Origin of the sequence: Coleofasciculus sp. LEGE 07092 (assembly GCF_015207375.1) — a bacterium.
Lineage (GTDB): Bacteria > Cyanobacteriota > Cyanobacteriia > Cyanobacteriales > Coleofasciculaceae > LEGE-07092.
The window spans coordinates 22,406-37,298 of record NZ_JADEWY010000014.1 but is presented as its reverse complement, the minus strand read 5'-3'; the positions used below and the strand labels follow the sequence as shown (position 1 = coordinate 37,298).

Genomic DNA, 14,893 nt, shown 5'->3' with positions numbered 1-14,893 from the left:
CCTTCAAAAGTTGATGACTAATGGCTGGTGTCTGGATTCAATACAAATTTGTCCTCAATGATTTTGAGTTTCAAAAATTTTTTTGCTTTCAGTTTATGTCTGTTGGCACTGACTTCCCTATCCGCCTGTCAGTCTGACCGCCGCACCGCTAAGAAGCTAGATAAAGATACGTCAGCAACGGAAATTGAAGGAAGTCTCGTCTTTAACAATGTCACCTTAGATCAGTTTGATGAAAAAGGGCATCCTCTATGGCGAGTCAAAGCAGAAAAAGCCACCTACATTAACGATAAAAAAACCGCTCTGATTGAAAAGCCAACGGGGGACTTGTTCCAAGATGGCAAATTGGTTGTGCAAGTGTCAGCCGATAGCGGTGAAGTTCAAGAGGATGGGAAAACAATCCTGCTGAAAGGGAAGATTACTGCCACTGACACCCGCAACGGCACTGTATTCAAGGGTGATGAGCTGGAATGGTATCCTCAGGACGATTTGTTAGTGGTGCGCAACAACTTGAAAGGCATCCATCCTGAACAAATTGAGGCTTCGGCAAAAGAAGGACGCTATATCACTCGCAAGCAGCAAGTGGACTTGAAAGGGTCGGTTACAGCACTTTCTAAAAACCCGAACTTGCAGATGAAAACAGAACATCTGGTCTGGCAAATCAAAGAGCAGAAATTGATTGGAGACCAGCGATCCCGGATGGAACGATACAAAGACAAGACTGTGATAGAACGGGTAGAGGCAGATCAGTCTGAGTATAATCTGAAAACCAAGGTTGCAATCCTCAAGCAGAACGCTCAATTCACATCCGTAGACCCACCCGTTTTGATATCTACCAATTCAGCTATCTGGAACTTGAATACTGAAACGGTACTTTCAGACCAACCGGTCAAAATTTTTCATCAGAAAGAGAACGTCGTACTTACCGCCAATCAGGGTCAGGTTGATTTGGAGAAAAACGTGGCTAATTTGACAGGTGGTGTTCAAGGTGTTGGCAGTCGCAACCAAGCTGAACTCTACGCCAATCAAATGAGGTGGGAGATTCCAACTCAGAATATCCAAGCTTCGGGGAACGTAATTTACAAACAAATTGATCCACCCTTTAACGTAACGGGTGCGACGGCAGTGGGTAAACTTCAGGATCAAAGTATTGTCGTTAGCAGTGGTGCTAGTGGAGATAGAGTGGTAACGGAATTTATTCCTTAACTCACATTTTGCACCATTTAAAATTACTCACCGACAAAAGTCTAGTGCCCTCACCCCCACACCTCCCTTGACTTAAGTCAAGGCGCTTTCTCTTTACCCATCCTACAGTGAGCATAGATGAGGAAAAAGGAAACCTGACCTATGTTTTGCAGCCAGTGCGAACAAACCGCCGGAGGACAAGGATGCTATCAGTGGGGTTCCTGCGGGAAAAGCCCAGAAGTCGATGCCCTGCAAGACTTGCTGACTCACTGCCTGCGAGGATTGGGTGAAGTGGCAATCCGCGCCCGTCACTTGGGTATCTCAACGCGCAACGCCGATGTCTTTACCTGCGAAACGCTCTTTTCTACCCTGACTAATGTAAACTTCAACCCAGAGAGCTTTGTCAACTACATCCATCAAGCGATCGCACTGCGTGAAGATTTAAAAACTCAAATCCAGTTAATCGCCCCCCCTGTAGACTATTCTGATTTGGCATCCTTTGAACCACCGACTACCCTAGACGGCTTAGTCCAACAAGGTAGAGATATTGAATTTGACTTTATCAGCAAAGCCGCGAAAAACGTTGATATTTTCTCCCTGAAACTGACTATCATTTACGGAATCAAAGGAATCGCTGCCTACGTCTACCATGCCCAAGAACTGGGTCAAGAGGATGACCGAGTGTATGCCTTCTTCCACGAAACATTAGCCAATCTCGGACGCCAAGATCTCAGCCTTGATGACTGGGTAAGCATTGCCCTGCAAGTCGGTGAAATTAATCTGCGGGCAATGGAACTTCTCGATGCAGGTAATACTGAAACTTACGGTCATCCCATTCCCACCCCTGTTCCTCTCAATGCCAAAAAAGGCAAAGCTATTTTAGTATCAGGTCACGACCTCAAAGAACTTGAAGAACTTCTCAAACAAACCGTAGACACGGGTATTTCTATTTATACTCACGGCGAAATGTTACCCGGTTTTACAGACGATGGGGAACCGCGCCAAGTGATGACCGGATTTGCGCGGAATGCGGTACTTAGTGTTGCAAGTGACGTGATTGACGCAGTTAAGAAGGGAACGATTCGCCACTTCTTCTTAGTCGGTGGTTGTGATGGTGCTAAACCAGTCCGCAACTACTACAGCGAATTTGTCGAAAAAGTACCGAACGATTGTGTAGTTTTGACGCTTGCTTGCGGTAAGTTCCGCTTCTTTGATAAAGACTTGGGAGATATCGGTGGTATTCCTCGGTTAATGGATGTGGGTCAGTGCAATGATGCGTACTCTGCTATTCAAATTGCTTTAGCCTTAGCGAATGCCTTTAAGGTTGATGTAAATCAATTGCCGTTATCCATGATTCTTTCGTGGTACGAACAGAAAGCGGTAGCCATTTTGCTAACCCTGCTGTATTTGGGAATTAAAGATATCCGCTTAGGTCCCACACTGCCAGCTTTTATCTCGCCAAATGTATTTAAGTTACTGTCACAGAAGTACAACCTCCAGGCGATTACTACACCCGATGAAGATTTAGCAGCTTGTTTGGGTTAGTGCCAATGAGCAAAAAATCAGGGATTGGACGGATACCCAAAGAGTTTACCGTCCAATCCCCAGCTATAAAGACTGTTAGTCTAAAAGGTCTAATCCAGTACCTCAAAGGACTTTATTTCCAGCACCGGACCAATCATGGCAACAGTCATAATATCCTCTCGTACTTTTCCTTTTACTGTTACTTTCAAGTTAGGTTGCTGTAACTCAGATGGAGCATCTTTCAATTCGTAGGTTTCCCCCGAATCTGCAACTAATGCCCAAGCACCCATCCCCACATCTTTGTGTTCGATGACGCCAGTGATATTAACGCTCATGCGAATTTCCCCTCTCTTTTGCTAGCTAAGTAAGCAAGTCCAAAGCACAGGACGGCATTCGTCATTAAGAACACACGCGCCATAATGCCACTCCCCAGCCACAGAACGCTAGGAGACATCACCGCACTTACTGCCAAACAACTGGCAACACCTAGCGCCGAACCAATTGCTACCCATTTCCATTGCGGGTGTCCCAGGAATAGTGCCACCAGAATAAATGGAATCAGCACGCTAGCAAAAAGTGGGTTTAACACAGCGCTACCTTGAACCGCCGTACCCAGTTCAGGAATTGAACTGCCCATCACCCGGAGGGGCCACTGAGGTAAGTCAAAGATATAGAAACCGCGCAGGAAGAACAGTCCCGAACTTCCGGCAACTAAGCCAGCGCTTAAACTCCAGCCAAAGGACAGGAAATTCCGCAAGAACCAAGCAAGTAGGTAAGAACCCAGAACCATCAGAACCTTGGGCAGTAGGGCAACAGCACCGCCGTCAATCCAGAACCGCAGATTCAGATAGCCGTTATCCTGCAACCAACGGAAGAAATCGCGGAAGGTAATTTGTCCCCGTAGCGCCAGCTTCACTGCGGCGGCGGCATCGAGGTGCCCAGAACCAAAGTGATTCAGGGAGTCATTTTCAATGCGGCGGCTAGATTGCTGGAGAACTTGAAACACTTCATCCGGTTCAGTGATACCACTGGCTTTCACTAAAGCTGCCACACCAGCAACGTGGGGAGCTGCCATACTAGTGCCTTTGAACCCCAAAAAGACGGCTGTATTGGTTTTTGGATCGATGGTATTCTGCACAATCTTACCAGCTTCGCTGCCACCGGGGGCAGAGATATCTACTCCAGCACCAAAGTTAGAGTAGGGGGCTTTACTCCCGGCTGAATCTAGTGCTGAAACGCCGATAACGTGGGGATAACGGGCAGGATAAGCGGCAGCATTTTGGTTAGCGTTTCCGGCTGCGGCGACGATAACAACTCCTTTGGAGTGGGCGTAGTTAATCGCTTCTTTCATCAATTGGCTTTCACCGCCACCGCCCAAACTCATGTTGATGACATCAGCACCGTTATCAGCGGCAAACTTAATGGCTTCGGCAATATCGGAAACTGTACCGCCACCACTGGCACCCAAGACTTTTAAGGGCATGAGGGTGGCTTCGTAGGCTACACCCGCTACGCCGTAACCGTTATTAGTGGATTGGGCAACTGTACCAGCAACGTGGGTGCCGTGACCTTGGTCGTCATTGGCTTCGACTCGGTCGTTTACAAAGTCGTAGCCTTTGACAAACTGGGTATCCTTTAAATCGGGAACGGGACTAATACCGGTGTCGATTACGGCAACCGTTATACCACTTCCCTTGGTTTCATCCCACGCCGACTCTGCATTAATGCTGCGCAGGTTCCACTGCTGGCTATAGTCGGGGTCATTAGGGACGAAAAAGGCGTTGTAGATGTAGTTGGGTTCAATATATTCGGTTTCTGCTGATAGTTCTGATTTTTTCAGATTGCGTAGTAATTGCTTATCGCCCTCCAGAATGTAAATATTGTCAGTAGTGGAAAATTCGCTATTGAGTCGGGGAGTGACGCCGTAGTTTTGAGCGATCGCACTCACCTGTTGGGTAATCTGAGACGCTGGGATATCTTCCCGAAAGTCCAGCACAATGGATTCATATTGTCCTTGACTGGCTAAACCCTTAAAGTTAAATAGGGCAAAGCCCAGGGTCAATACAAACAAACACAGTAAAAAAAGCTTTCGCATGGCAACTCATCCGCATAGTGCGCCAGTTTGATCACTACGATAACTTATTGTTCTGTTCTCAGGGTTATCAGGAGTATGAGCACTCAGCGAAAATCTGGTAAAATGGCTGAGGAGCTTATTGTTCTGTTCCGAACCTCGCCGCCTTATCCTGCAAGGATTTGAGCAATTTTTCCGACATCGATTTATCAGATACAGGGGAGCCAAATAGCTGAACTTCGCAAACAGCCCCTGGAAAACAGGCAGTGTATCAATCAGATAATTCCAGCATAACCTCTAGAATAAGCCTATAAACGTGATTCATCTTCAGTTGACACCAGGGGCGATCGCTACTCGATAGTCCTTATCGACTAAGGTTAAGCTAAACACGGTTGGGCGAGAGCGTAAGAATTTAATCAAGCTAGAATCGGCGTGAAAATTCTTCACACTTGCATCTGCTGTTATCTGGTATTTAGATAAAAATTCTTTCTTCAGGTCGTTGACCACTATAGCATCTGTCCCAGACGCTTTAGTTAGTTTTGCGAGTATTTTTATAAGAATCTTCTCTAATTCCTCCTCTAAATCAATCTTACTTTGAGCTGAGTCAACTTCTTTACCTGTAGTTTTTTGTGATTTAACTGTTTTCTTTTTCGCTGGAGTACAAACTGTCACTTGATAGTCTTTTCCAGACTTCTGTAGACTCAAAACACTACAGGATTGCAAAAAACTTAGAAATTTACTCCCCAAGTTTAAGCTTTTCATTACTTTTGTGATTGCTTGTTTATACTGCTTGTGAAACTCAGTACCCACATTGGAGATAGGCACGTAGTTCTGGCTAGAGTTTACCGTTAATGTCTTCACAATTTGGATTAATGCCTGTTCTAGCTCTACTTTTGATTTAAGATGCGGTAAAGGTGGCTCTGGAGCTTGAGATTCTATAGAGGCGGCAGAATTATCTTCAAGGGTCGTATTAGGGTTTTCAACTTGAAAAATCGTAACATATAATTCTGAGTCATCAGACAGTTGATGAATAACAAACTCATTGGGATAATCGATAAAAATATCTCTAGCTTTTTTTCCAGGGAAGTGAGTCGATACAACTTGACTGATGGTTATATTGTGCTGAGTCCGAAATCGAGTGGAAATTGTAGAGAGTTTGATCCAAGGATTCACTGTTTGAGTTTGTTCTGCTTTGATAATATCTTTGAGCTGAGTGATAAATTCCTCCAGAGATGGAATTGTAGGCAACGGAGTTAAGGAATGGGTTTTGGTTTGGTTGGTTTTGCTGTTTAAAACCGTTATGGTATCCCTCTGTTTCCGGACAAGGTACACCGTTAATCCATGAGTCTGAAGGGTGTTGTAAAGATGGGTCATAACCCCATCTGACGAACAGACTAACACTTCTCGTGCTGTGGGATAATGAACGAAAATCGAAGACCCAACCGTCGCCATTTTGACATCAGCACTATCCTTACCTGGGGGAACGTGAATGAGTTCGTACCCGCGACTGTGGAATTCGGAATCTTTCTTTCCTAGGCTGCGCCAATTGGCAAATGCTACCTTTATTTGAATGGGATAAGTGCAAATTCCTGCTAGGAACTTTTCGGTTTCGATATCCAGTTGTAAGTTTTCTGCATCCAGCAGCAGGATAGCAATTCTGGGGGGAGGGCTGGCTACAGGAGACGGGGATGCGGTAGGTTGAATTAGTTGGGCATCGACTAATCCGTTTGATGTCGATTGACTTGGGTGGGGTATCGAGGCATGAATTTTTGCCACCAATTCCCCAAACCCCGGAGTTTGGAAATAGTTTGGGACGAGGAAAATTTGCAGGAATCGTCGTACCTTAAGAAGTTTGGCATCCCAGTCTTCAACCTTATCCAGTTCTGCTTTCAGCTTGGTTGAGATAGCTGATTGATAACGGGAATTACACCACTGGATGTTCCTGTATTTTTCATGCAGAAGTTCCGGTTGCTGCTGCTGAATATCCAGGATGGTTTGGTAGACCCAAAGGCTAATTTGGTCGATAGCGGTAGAATGGTTAGCCAACGGTAAGCTTGAATTATCTGACATATCACGACCCACACAGGGGGTTTATCACAGGTGCCGTCACATCTACTAATGTGACGTGGGGATGTACCGAACGCGAGGAGTTTTTGAATAACATCTGCTGTGTTGCCATCTCTTGTAAAGTGTTCCCTCGACAACCACTCACGATCGCACCCGCTTATGAGTCCATAATAAGAGGAAGACAAAGCTTTACTTTAAGGTTATATCTCGTTATTAGAGGGAATCTCAAGGGTTTGAACGACTAACCATTCGGGTAGACAATTGCTCCAGTTTTGGACAGAAACAGGCGAGCGTGCATTAGACAATTCTTGTTGAACAATTCTGGGAATAAGCACCTGCCCGTAGAGTTGAGGCAATAGCTCAATTTCACCAATAAGCAAGAGATAACAAATGGGCGACGTATCTGACACGACAATCATCGCGTGTTCAGTTTTTCATCAAGAGTGTAGTTGCTCATGAGTTTGGCGATCGGCTTCAAAGTCAGCTTCATTGTAGTGTAGCTCAATGCCTTTGGCTTTTAGGAATGCATCAACTTCGAGGCGGGTAGGCATCTTTAGTAGCTCTCGCACTTTGCCCACACTGATCGAGCCTTTACTTCTATCATTGTATTGTTCTCTCAGAGCATCACAGGCGATCGCACCCACTTATCAGTCCATAATAAAAGGAAGACAAAGCTTTACACATCTTAACCATGGCGAGAGATTTGCGGACATTCATCAAGCTTCTAGAGGAACGGGGACAATTACGCCGAATTACAGCGCTAGTTGATCCTGATTTAGAAATTGCCGAGATATCCAACCGAATGCTGCAAGCGGGAGGACCTGGGCTACTATTTGAGAATGTCAAAGGGTCATCCTTTCCCGTCGCCATAAACCTGATGGGAACCGAGGAACGGGTGTGTTGGGCGATGAATATGGAACATCCGCAGGAGTTGGAAACTCTTGGCAAGAAGCTGGGAATGCTGCAACAGCCAAAACCTCCCAAGAAAATTTCTCAGGCGGTAGAGTTTGGCAAAATTCTATTTGATGTAGTTAAAGCGAAACCAGGGCGGGATTTTTTCCCCGCTTGTCAGCAAGTAGTGGTTGAAGGCGATGCCCTAGATTTGAATAAGCTATCCCTGATTCGCCCCTATCCCGGTGATGCTGGGAAGATTATCACGTTGGGGCTAGTGATTACAAAGGATTGCGAGACGGGTACGCCGAATGTCGGGGTTTACCGCCTGCAACTACAATCGCACAATACCATGACGGTGCATTGGCTATCGGTGCGGGGTGGGGCGCGGCATTTGCGGAAAGCAGCTCAGAAGGGGCAAAAATTAGAAATTGCGATCGCTCTCGGTGTCGATCCGTTAATTATCATGGCAGCCGCTACCCCAATTCCTGTAGACCTCTCCGAATGGCTGTTTGCCGGACTTTACGGCGGTTCAGGAGTGTCACTTGCCAAGTGCAAAACCCTGGATTTAGAAGTGCCAGCCGACTCAGAATTCGTCCTAGAAGGCACAATTACACCAGGGGAAATGATGCCCGATGGTCCCTTTGGCGACCACATGGGATATTACGGTGGGGTAGAAGATTCGCCTTTAATTCGCTTCCACTGCATGACCCATCGGAAAGACCCCATTTATTTAACCACATTTAGCGGGCGTCCACCGAAGGAAGAAGCCATGATGGCGATCGCGCTTAATCGCATTTATACCCCAATTTTGCGGCAACAGGTATCAGAAATTGTGGATTTCTTCCTGCCGATGGAAGCCCTCAGTTACAAAGCGGCTATTATCTCTATTGATAAAGCCTATCCCGGTCAAGCGCGTCGGGCAGCTTTGGCGTTTTGGAGTGCGTTGCCCCAATTTACTTATACCAAGTTTGTGATTGTCGTGGATAAAGACATTAATATCCGTGATCCGCGTCAGGTGGTGTGGGCAATTAGTTCCAAAGTTGACCCAGTGCGAGATGTATTTATTCTGCCGAATACACCCTTTGATAGTTTGGATTTTGCTAGTGAGAAGATTGGATTAGGGGGACGCATGGGGATTGATGCAACCACTAAAATTCCCCCCGAAACTGAACATGAATGGGGTGAGCCGTTAGAATCTGACTCGGATGTAGCCGGGATGGTTGATAGACGTTGGGCAGAGTATGGCTTGGATGATTTGGAGTTGGGAGACGTTAATCCGAATTTATTTGGGTATGATATGTAAGACTTTCTGTACCTTACAAATTAGGTTTTTGAAATGTCAAGGGAAGAGTGGGCAGTTACTAAAGTTAGGATATTGAGCATCAATCTGATGGGCTTTTTGGGCAATCCGGTTAAAAAAGAAGTTAGCAAGCTTTAGTTGCCTAAAAATATTCTGCGGATCAGACAGATGAGTTGTCGGTAGTTTTTGCCCTATTTCTTTGAAAACTAAACCAATCGGCACATTGATTTCATCCTGAAGTTTGAGACAACGAATAAAGAATGAATTAGAAGCAGCAATGAGCGACCCCACACCGCCTCGAGCTTGTCCCCAACCAATGTAATAAAGTCCCTTGTAGTCATCGAGAAACGAGCCACCATAACATTTAACGACCGCTCCTTTGACACGTTGAAGTTCCTGAGGTAGAAATGGATAGGACACATAATAGCCAGTTGCACAAACAATTAAGTCAAATTCTTCACAACTGCCATCAACAAACTCAACTTTGCCACCTTTAAGCTGGCGTACAGCAGGCTTGGGAATAATACGACCATGTTTGATATAGTAAGGCACCTCATTGTTGATAGTAGGGTGTTTATCGAACACTCTATGGTGCGGTTTGGGTAAACCATAGTCTTCGTGCTTGCCAAACGTCAGGCGCATTATCCCGTAAGCCATCAGTCGCTGAAACCATTCTGGCATCCACCATTTGATCAGATCAGCAGTTGGAACTCCGATAAATGTTTTAGGAATGAACCATACCGATTCGCGCATACTCAAAACGCACTTAGCTCCTACCCGCGCGGCTTCTGCAGCAATGTCACAGGCTGAATTACCACCACCAATCACCAGAACTCGTTTACCACGAAGTTGATCAGGTCGTTTGTAATCTTTGGAATGGATAATCTCTCCGCTAAATTCTCCCTCAAATTTGGGAAAACGTTTGCACCAGTGATGTCCGTTGCACACTAACACCCCTTTGTAGATTCGTTGTTCTCCATTCGCGAAGGTAATTTCCCAGAGGTTGTTTTCGATGGGTCGCACATAATTGACAGTACGATTGAGTTCAATATGCTGACGTAAATCAAAATGATCAGCAAAAGTATTCAGATAATCCCGCATATTCTGAGCGCTGGGGAAGTCAGGATAATCCTCCGGCATGGGAAAATGAGTAAACTGGGTAATCTTGCGGGATGAAATGATATGGGCGGTTTCGTAGACACCGTGATACCAATTGCCACCGATATCATCACTCGCATCAACTTGATCGTAGAGAATACCTGCCGCTTTAAGGGCTTGAGCCATGCCCAATCCCACAAAACCTGCCCCCAGAATTAAATGTTTATCAGTGGTATCAACCATCTGTGGAGTTTGAAGAGAGTTACTGACCTGCACCACTTTTTTTACTCCTGGTTAATGCATTATTAATCCAGTCTAAGAACTGGGGAGAATATCGTTTGAGAAGATGGACATTTTTAGCGATCGCATCGGGAAAAACGTGTAGTTGATTGCGAGCAATGCCTTGAATCGTTTCGCGCATGACGTTCGCTGGATCAGTTACCCAATGTTCTGGTAAAGTCTGGCTCCCCTCAGCGAGTGTCCCATATCGTTCTGATTGCAGAATCGGGGTGCGGCTGAAAAACGGATAAACGGCTGTCACCTTGACGTTATAGTCCTTGACTTCATTGAAAAGTCCTTCGCTAAACCCCCGTAACCCAAACTTGCTGGTTGCATAATGAGTCAACCCAGCCGGAGCTACCCAGCCAGCTACCGACGAAATATTGACAATATGCCCTTTTTTACGCTTAATCATATCAGCCGTAAATAGTGCGCTTAACCGCATCGGTGCCATTAAATTTACTTGCATCAGCCGTTCCCATTTTTCGGGCGGCACTTCATCCATGCGACCAATTACCGCGATTCCAGCATTGTTAATCAAAACGTCAACGGGAACGCTTAGTGCTTTTACCTGGTGATAAAGCGCTTCACAGCCCTCACGAGAAGCAAGATCGGCAGCTAGGCAACTGACTATCTCACCTGTTGCGATTTGGCGCTGAATGACCTCTGCTAATTGGTGTAAAACTGCTTTATCGAGATCGGTTAGGATTAATCGGCTACCCGCCATCAATAACTGTCGGGTGAGTTCCTGCCCAAAGCCACCGGCTGCACCGGTAATCAGCACCACTGCCTCGCGTAGCTGAGTCATACAAAATTCACGCAACATTCACGCATTCAAAATTGTAAAACTTAATAGCGTCAAGCTTTGTAGAAATTTTTCCAAAGCAAGCTGAAGGTGCAATAGAAGGCAGAAAGAATAAGAATTTTTATGGGCTTTGGTGTAAGCAGTGTATGCTCGACTACTTAGATCAAATTTTAGGTGAACTGAGTGCCTGCAAGAGTAACAGTGACCAAGGCACTTTAATATTCGGTACGAGCCATGAGTATTTTCTGAGGGCGGGTAAAGCAAAGGGGAGCAAGAAACGCAGAGAGCGTAGGGATGCAGGGTGATTGCCATCTTTGTCTACCAGCCCATAGTGTTGAGCCAGTTCAGCCACAATCTGTACCCGACCTGTTCGCCGCATTACCGTTGAGTCTGCTGCTAGCGCGGCGATCGCTCGTCCTGTTAGCAAGGGAGTTTCCCAGTTATAACCCTCTTTGATTGCTGAGGTTTGTTGATTAGCAGTATCGGTTTCATCCATTTCTGCCACTAACTGGGAAATATGCTCAGTTCCTACAATACCGGGCCAAATGGAGAGCGAAGCGATGTTATGCTGCTTGAGTTCAATTGCCATATCCGCCGCCAAGCGATCGCAGGCTGATTTACCCGCACCGTAGGGAACCCCAAAAATGTAAGACAAACCCCCCCAAGAGGAGATGGTGCAAATGAGTCCTTGCTGATGCTCACTCATCATTCGAGCCGCAAAAACACTGGCTACATAGTGGCTGCGAAGCCCCACATTATTGCAAGCATCCCAAAAGCTAGGTTCACACTCCCAGAAGGGCTTGCCATGAGCGTCACTTAATGCTTTTACCCCTGAGTAAACATTATTAACCAGTAAGTCGAGCTGTCCCTGTTCGTCTTGGATGCGCTCAAAGAGTAAACGCACTTGCTCATCGTCACTGTGATCGACTTGAATGGGAATGCAGACACCACCCGCTTCCTCAACGGCTAATTGGGTATCCTGGAGGCTCCCTGATATGCCATTTTCGGAATTAGCACTCTCAAGTGTGCGACCGGTGATATATACCGTTGCACCTGCTTCACCGAGTCCAATCGCAATTCCTTTGCCAAGTCCTCGTGTTGCACCTGTGACTAATGTGATTTTGCCCTCTAGGTTTTTCATGATTGTTTTATTCTCGGAGAAACCTCGAAAACCCAATCAGTACGGTAAAAACACATATCAAACTCTGCGAAGAAATTCATCTGTCCAAGTATAAAAGGGAAATCTATTGCCATTAGTCTCTGGGTGTCTATCGACTTTTGCAAGAGGTCTATTTTTACTTTAAGAGATTAGTAGCTCCTGGGGACGCACGATTGTAATGCCTGCTGAGGCTATAAAATCGCTCGGATTGAAGGTCAGAAGATGTGTAACTCCATGTGCAAGCATGACTGCAACAATACGAACATCATGAGTACGCTTACCCGTAACTCTATTGACTGTGACTAATTCCAACCAATTTGGAAAAATCTGCGATGATTCTTCTAACAATGGAAAGCGATTGAGAAGTTGGTCTATGGTACTTCTCGTCTCTTCTACAGCCCAGCCTAAACCATTTACTTCAACGGGTCGCGTAGCAACAACCCAAAGCTCAACAAGCACTTGTGCTGTCAGAAAACCTTCGTCTCCTTGAGAGAGTAAACGGGATATTGCTTCTGTTGCAAGATTAAATTGTACGTCAGAAGGATTACAGAAACGCAAAACAACATTCGTATCCAGCAGGTATCTCGTCATTCCTCATAAATACTGTCACGGCTGAAGGCTTTATCTAGCAGGCTTACACGGGTTTGAGGAAGCTGAGAAACCCACTCCCGGAAATCCCTAGCTCGTTCTGCTGGTGTTGCCCTCTGCCAAAAAGGAGCAGATGATTGGGCAAGATTCGCTTGAAACTCAATAAAGGCGATGAATTCAGCAATCTTCTTGAGTTGGTCTTCATTCAGCTTGTCTAATTCTTGCTTGAGCTTTTCTCGCAGCATAATTGACGGTTGTGCAAAAGCAAATTTTCTCTATCGTAACCGAAGCAATTGGTTACAGAAGCTGTAATAGCTCAAAGCTGTATAAGCCATCTAGCTGTGTGGTAGCAGAGAGTTGCTGCTGTACCAAAGTGTTAACTTGTGGGTCGGTCTGTACTGTTAATTTTACTAGAATCCCGCAAACCTATACCCATAATACTGCCTCCACCTTTGGCTTTAGATAGACGCATCGCCAAGGCAACCTCTGGTAATGTTTTTCCGTATCCTATGCTGCTAGTCAATCCAGTTGTCTCTTTATAAACCCTCTGCAACTCATTAAGTAAGCTTACTTTATAACATGATTTGAAAAGAATATTATCCCCTTCAGCAAAGAGAACACTGTTGTGATCTTTGGTTTCCTTATAGATCAACTTTTTCAGTGTATTAATTGCCCCATATACTACTCGACTTCGCTTCCGCACTTCGTCTTCATTTGACTCACCAAACGCTATGTCTAAATAGTCACCAGTGGAATCACCATCAAAACCAAAATAAAAAGTGGTTTCATCTGTTTCAGCGGGAGTCTCAAGAACCTGAATATCTACAAGCTTGCCATTTTGGTCTAAAAAAGCACTGAGCGTTTTAGTCGTAAATTGCAGAAATGCAAATGCCAACTGAGATGATAAACGAGACTGAATAGCTGTTATTTCCTTTGTTTGCCCATTTTCGGGAGAAGGATGAACAACATACTTACATCTTGTTGCTCTAGCTCATGATAGTAAAGGCTGGCTTGCTTGTTCCTAGTTGCCAGATCACTAGAAAAAACGATTTCCAGTGAGTATATATTTTCTATGTCAAGTACGTAAGCAAAAACAGCAAGGATAGATTTAAGAGATGAAATACCACCTGTCAAATCAATATAGTTTTGTGCATTGTCAATGGGATTAACAATTGTTCGTAGTTGTTCTACAAGATCTCTAAATCTATCAACATTAGAATCCTCTATTTTAGTTACATGATGCACCAGACTGGTTGAAGAAATACTGTAGCGACCTAGTGCTTCTTGCCAGGATACCGAACTAGCTGTGAGAGCTTGCAGTGATTGCTCAGTATGAAAAATATGTACTTGGCGAAAAGTTAGCTGGCTATTTTGTGTATCGCTTCGAGCTTGAAGAGTTGCCCGGATGATAACATTTATCATTGCAGGCACATTTATGTTGCCTGCCAAAATTAATTTAAAAGTTTTCTGATAAACGTTCATTCTTGCCTATCAAGCTCTTGTGTCCGAGTTCATGTTCTGTCTGACACTGTAGCAAGCTAACGATTTGTTTGACTACTCCACGTTGAAATCACCCATGGACAACAAAATCAACCACATTCTCTAATGAGCCAGTGCGCTTGTATACTTCCCGTTGCCATGTGACAGCGTTCCCTTGCTGCATTGTTTCATGTGCGATCGCATAAACTTTATCCCATTCTCCAAATTCTTCAAGTGCCGACGCACAAACTCTAACGTTGGATAACGCTCAGAAAGACGCCAGTCTCAGCAGATTTGCGTTACTTCCTGAATAGTGTTGGTGGCGATGAGCGATCACTTTATCCCTTCACCAGGAATGGAAAAGCTGTCATTACCACAATTCAAGCCGTCGTTACCAACGTTGAAGCTGTTGCTACCAACACTCAAGCTATCATAAAGAACCTTTAA

General features: G+C 45.2%; 16 protein-coding genes. 4 read left to right on the top strand and 12 right to left on the bottom strand.

Annotated features, from left to right (window positions below):
• Nucleotides 1–57: 57 nt before the first annotated feature.
• Nucleotides 58–1,203: an LPS export ABC transporter periplasmic protein LptC gene (lptC, locus tag IQ257_RS05545; RefSeq protein WP_193872621.1), complete on the top strand. Its 1,146-nt coding sequence runs from the start codon at nt 58–60 to the stop codon at nt 1,201–1,203.
• A gap of 141 nt (nt 1,204–1,344) precedes the next feature.
• Nucleotides 1,345–2,727, top strand: coding sequence for a hydroxylamine reductase (gene hcp / locus IQ257_RS05540; protein ID WP_193872586.1), 1,383 nt, complete (start codon nt 1,345–1,347; stop codon nt 2,725–2,727).
• 89 nt (nt 2,728–2,816) lie between these two features.
• Here the strand turns inward: hcp and IQ257_RS05535 are convergent, their stop codons facing one another.
• The 5 genes from IQ257_RS05535 to IQ257_RS29805 all read right to left on the bottom strand — a co-directional run bounded on the left by IQ257_RS05535 (nt 2,817) and on the right by IQ257_RS29805 (nt 7,488).
• Nucleotides 2,817–3,041 (bottom strand): hypothetical protein, encoded by a 225-nt coding sequence (locus tag IQ257_RS05535; protein ID WP_193872585.1) that lies wholly within the window; start codon nt 3,039–3,041, stop codon nt 2,817–2,819.
• Nucleotides 3,038–4,801 (bottom strand): S8 family peptidase, encoded by a 1,764-nt coding sequence (locus tag IQ257_RS05530; protein ID WP_193872584.1) that lies wholly within the window; start codon nt 4,799–4,801, stop codon nt 3,038–3,040. The genes IQ257_RS05535 and IQ257_RS05530 overlap by 4 nt, the downstream gene beginning before the upstream one ends.
• A 303-nt stretch (nt 4,802–5,104) precedes the next feature.
• On the bottom strand, nt 5,105–6,847 hold the full coding sequence (locus tag IQ257_RS05525) for an NYN domain-containing protein (protein ID WP_193872583.1): 1,743 nt from the start codon (nt 6,845–6,847) through the stop codon (nt 5,105–5,107).
• Nucleotides 6,848–7,044: 197 nt separating this feature from the next.
• Nucleotides 7,045–7,263, bottom strand: a complete 219-nt coding sequence (locus IQ257_RS05520; protein ID WP_193872582.1) for a hypothetical protein — start codon at nt 7,261–7,263, stop codon at nt 7,045–7,047.
• Between the two features lie 18 nt (nt 7,264–7,281).
• Nucleotides 7,282–7,488: a UPF0175 family protein gene (locus IQ257_RS29805; protein WP_322744202.1), complete on the bottom strand. Its 207-nt coding sequence runs from the start codon at nt 7,486–7,488 to the stop codon at nt 7,282–7,284.
• A 47-nt stretch (nt 7,489–7,535) separates the two neighbouring features.
• Between IQ257_RS29805 and IQ257_RS05510 the strand changes: the two genes are divergently transcribed.
• Entirely contained in the window at nt 7,536–9,041 is a 1,506-nt protein-coding gene (locus IQ257_RS05510) for a UbiD family decarboxylase (protein WP_193872580.1), read from the top strand.
• Between the two features lie 36 nt (nt 9,042–9,077).
• On the opposite strand, the gene IQ257_RS05505 is transcribed toward IQ257_RS05510, so the two are convergent.
• The 7 genes from IQ257_RS05505 to IQ257_RS05475 all read right to left on the bottom strand — a co-directional run bounded on the left by IQ257_RS05505 (nt 9,078) and on the right by IQ257_RS05475 (nt 14,449).
• Nucleotides 9,078–10,379, bottom strand: a complete 1,302-nt coding sequence (locus IQ257_RS05505; protein ID WP_193872620.1) for a flavin-containing monooxygenase — start codon at nt 10,377–10,379, stop codon at nt 9,078–9,080.
• Nucleotides 10,380–10,398: 19 nt separating this feature from the next.
• Nucleotides 10,399–11,223, bottom strand: coding sequence for an SDR family NAD(P)-dependent oxidoreductase (locus tag IQ257_RS05500; protein ID WP_193872579.1), 825 nt, complete (start codon nt 11,221–11,223; stop codon nt 10,399–10,401).
• Nucleotides 11,224–11,383: 160 nt separating this feature from the next.
• Nucleotides 11,384–12,361, bottom strand: a complete 978-nt coding sequence (locus tag IQ257_RS05495; RefSeq protein WP_193872578.1) for an SDR family NAD(P)-dependent oxidoreductase — start codon at nt 12,359–12,361, stop codon at nt 11,384–11,386.
• A 159-nt stretch (nt 12,362–12,520) separates the two neighbouring features.
• Complete coding sequence (locus IQ257_RS05490) at nt 12,521–12,970, bottom strand: type II toxin-antitoxin system VapC family toxin (RefSeq protein WP_193872577.1); 450 nt, start codon at nt 12,968–12,970, stop codon at nt 12,521–12,523.
• On the bottom strand, nt 12,967–13,212 hold the full coding sequence (locus IQ257_RS05485; protein WP_193872576.1) for a hypothetical protein: 246 nt from the start codon (nt 13,210–13,212) through the stop codon (nt 12,967–12,969). Before IQ257_RS05485 ends, IQ257_RS05490 begins: the two co-directional genes overlap by 4 nt.
• A 131-nt stretch (nt 13,213–13,343) precedes the next feature.
• Entirely contained in the window at nt 13,344–13,862 is a 519-nt protein-coding gene (locus tag IQ257_RS05480; RefSeq protein WP_193872575.1) for a mCpol domain-containing protein, read from the bottom strand.
• 29 nt (nt 13,863–13,891) lie between these two features.
• Nucleotides 13,892–14,449: a hypothetical protein gene (locus IQ257_RS05475; protein ID WP_193872574.1), complete on the bottom strand. Its 558-nt coding sequence runs from the start codon at nt 14,447–14,449 to the stop codon at nt 13,892–13,894.
• A 291-nt stretch (nt 14,450–14,740) separates the two neighbouring features.
• Between IQ257_RS05475 and IQ257_RS05470 the strand changes: the two genes are divergently transcribed.
• The gene (locus tag IQ257_RS05470; RefSeq protein WP_193872573.1) at nt 14,741–14,893 is read left to right on the top strand and encodes a hypothetical protein; all 153 of its coding nucleotides are present in this window, start codon (nt 14,741–14,743) and stop codon (nt 14,891–14,893) included.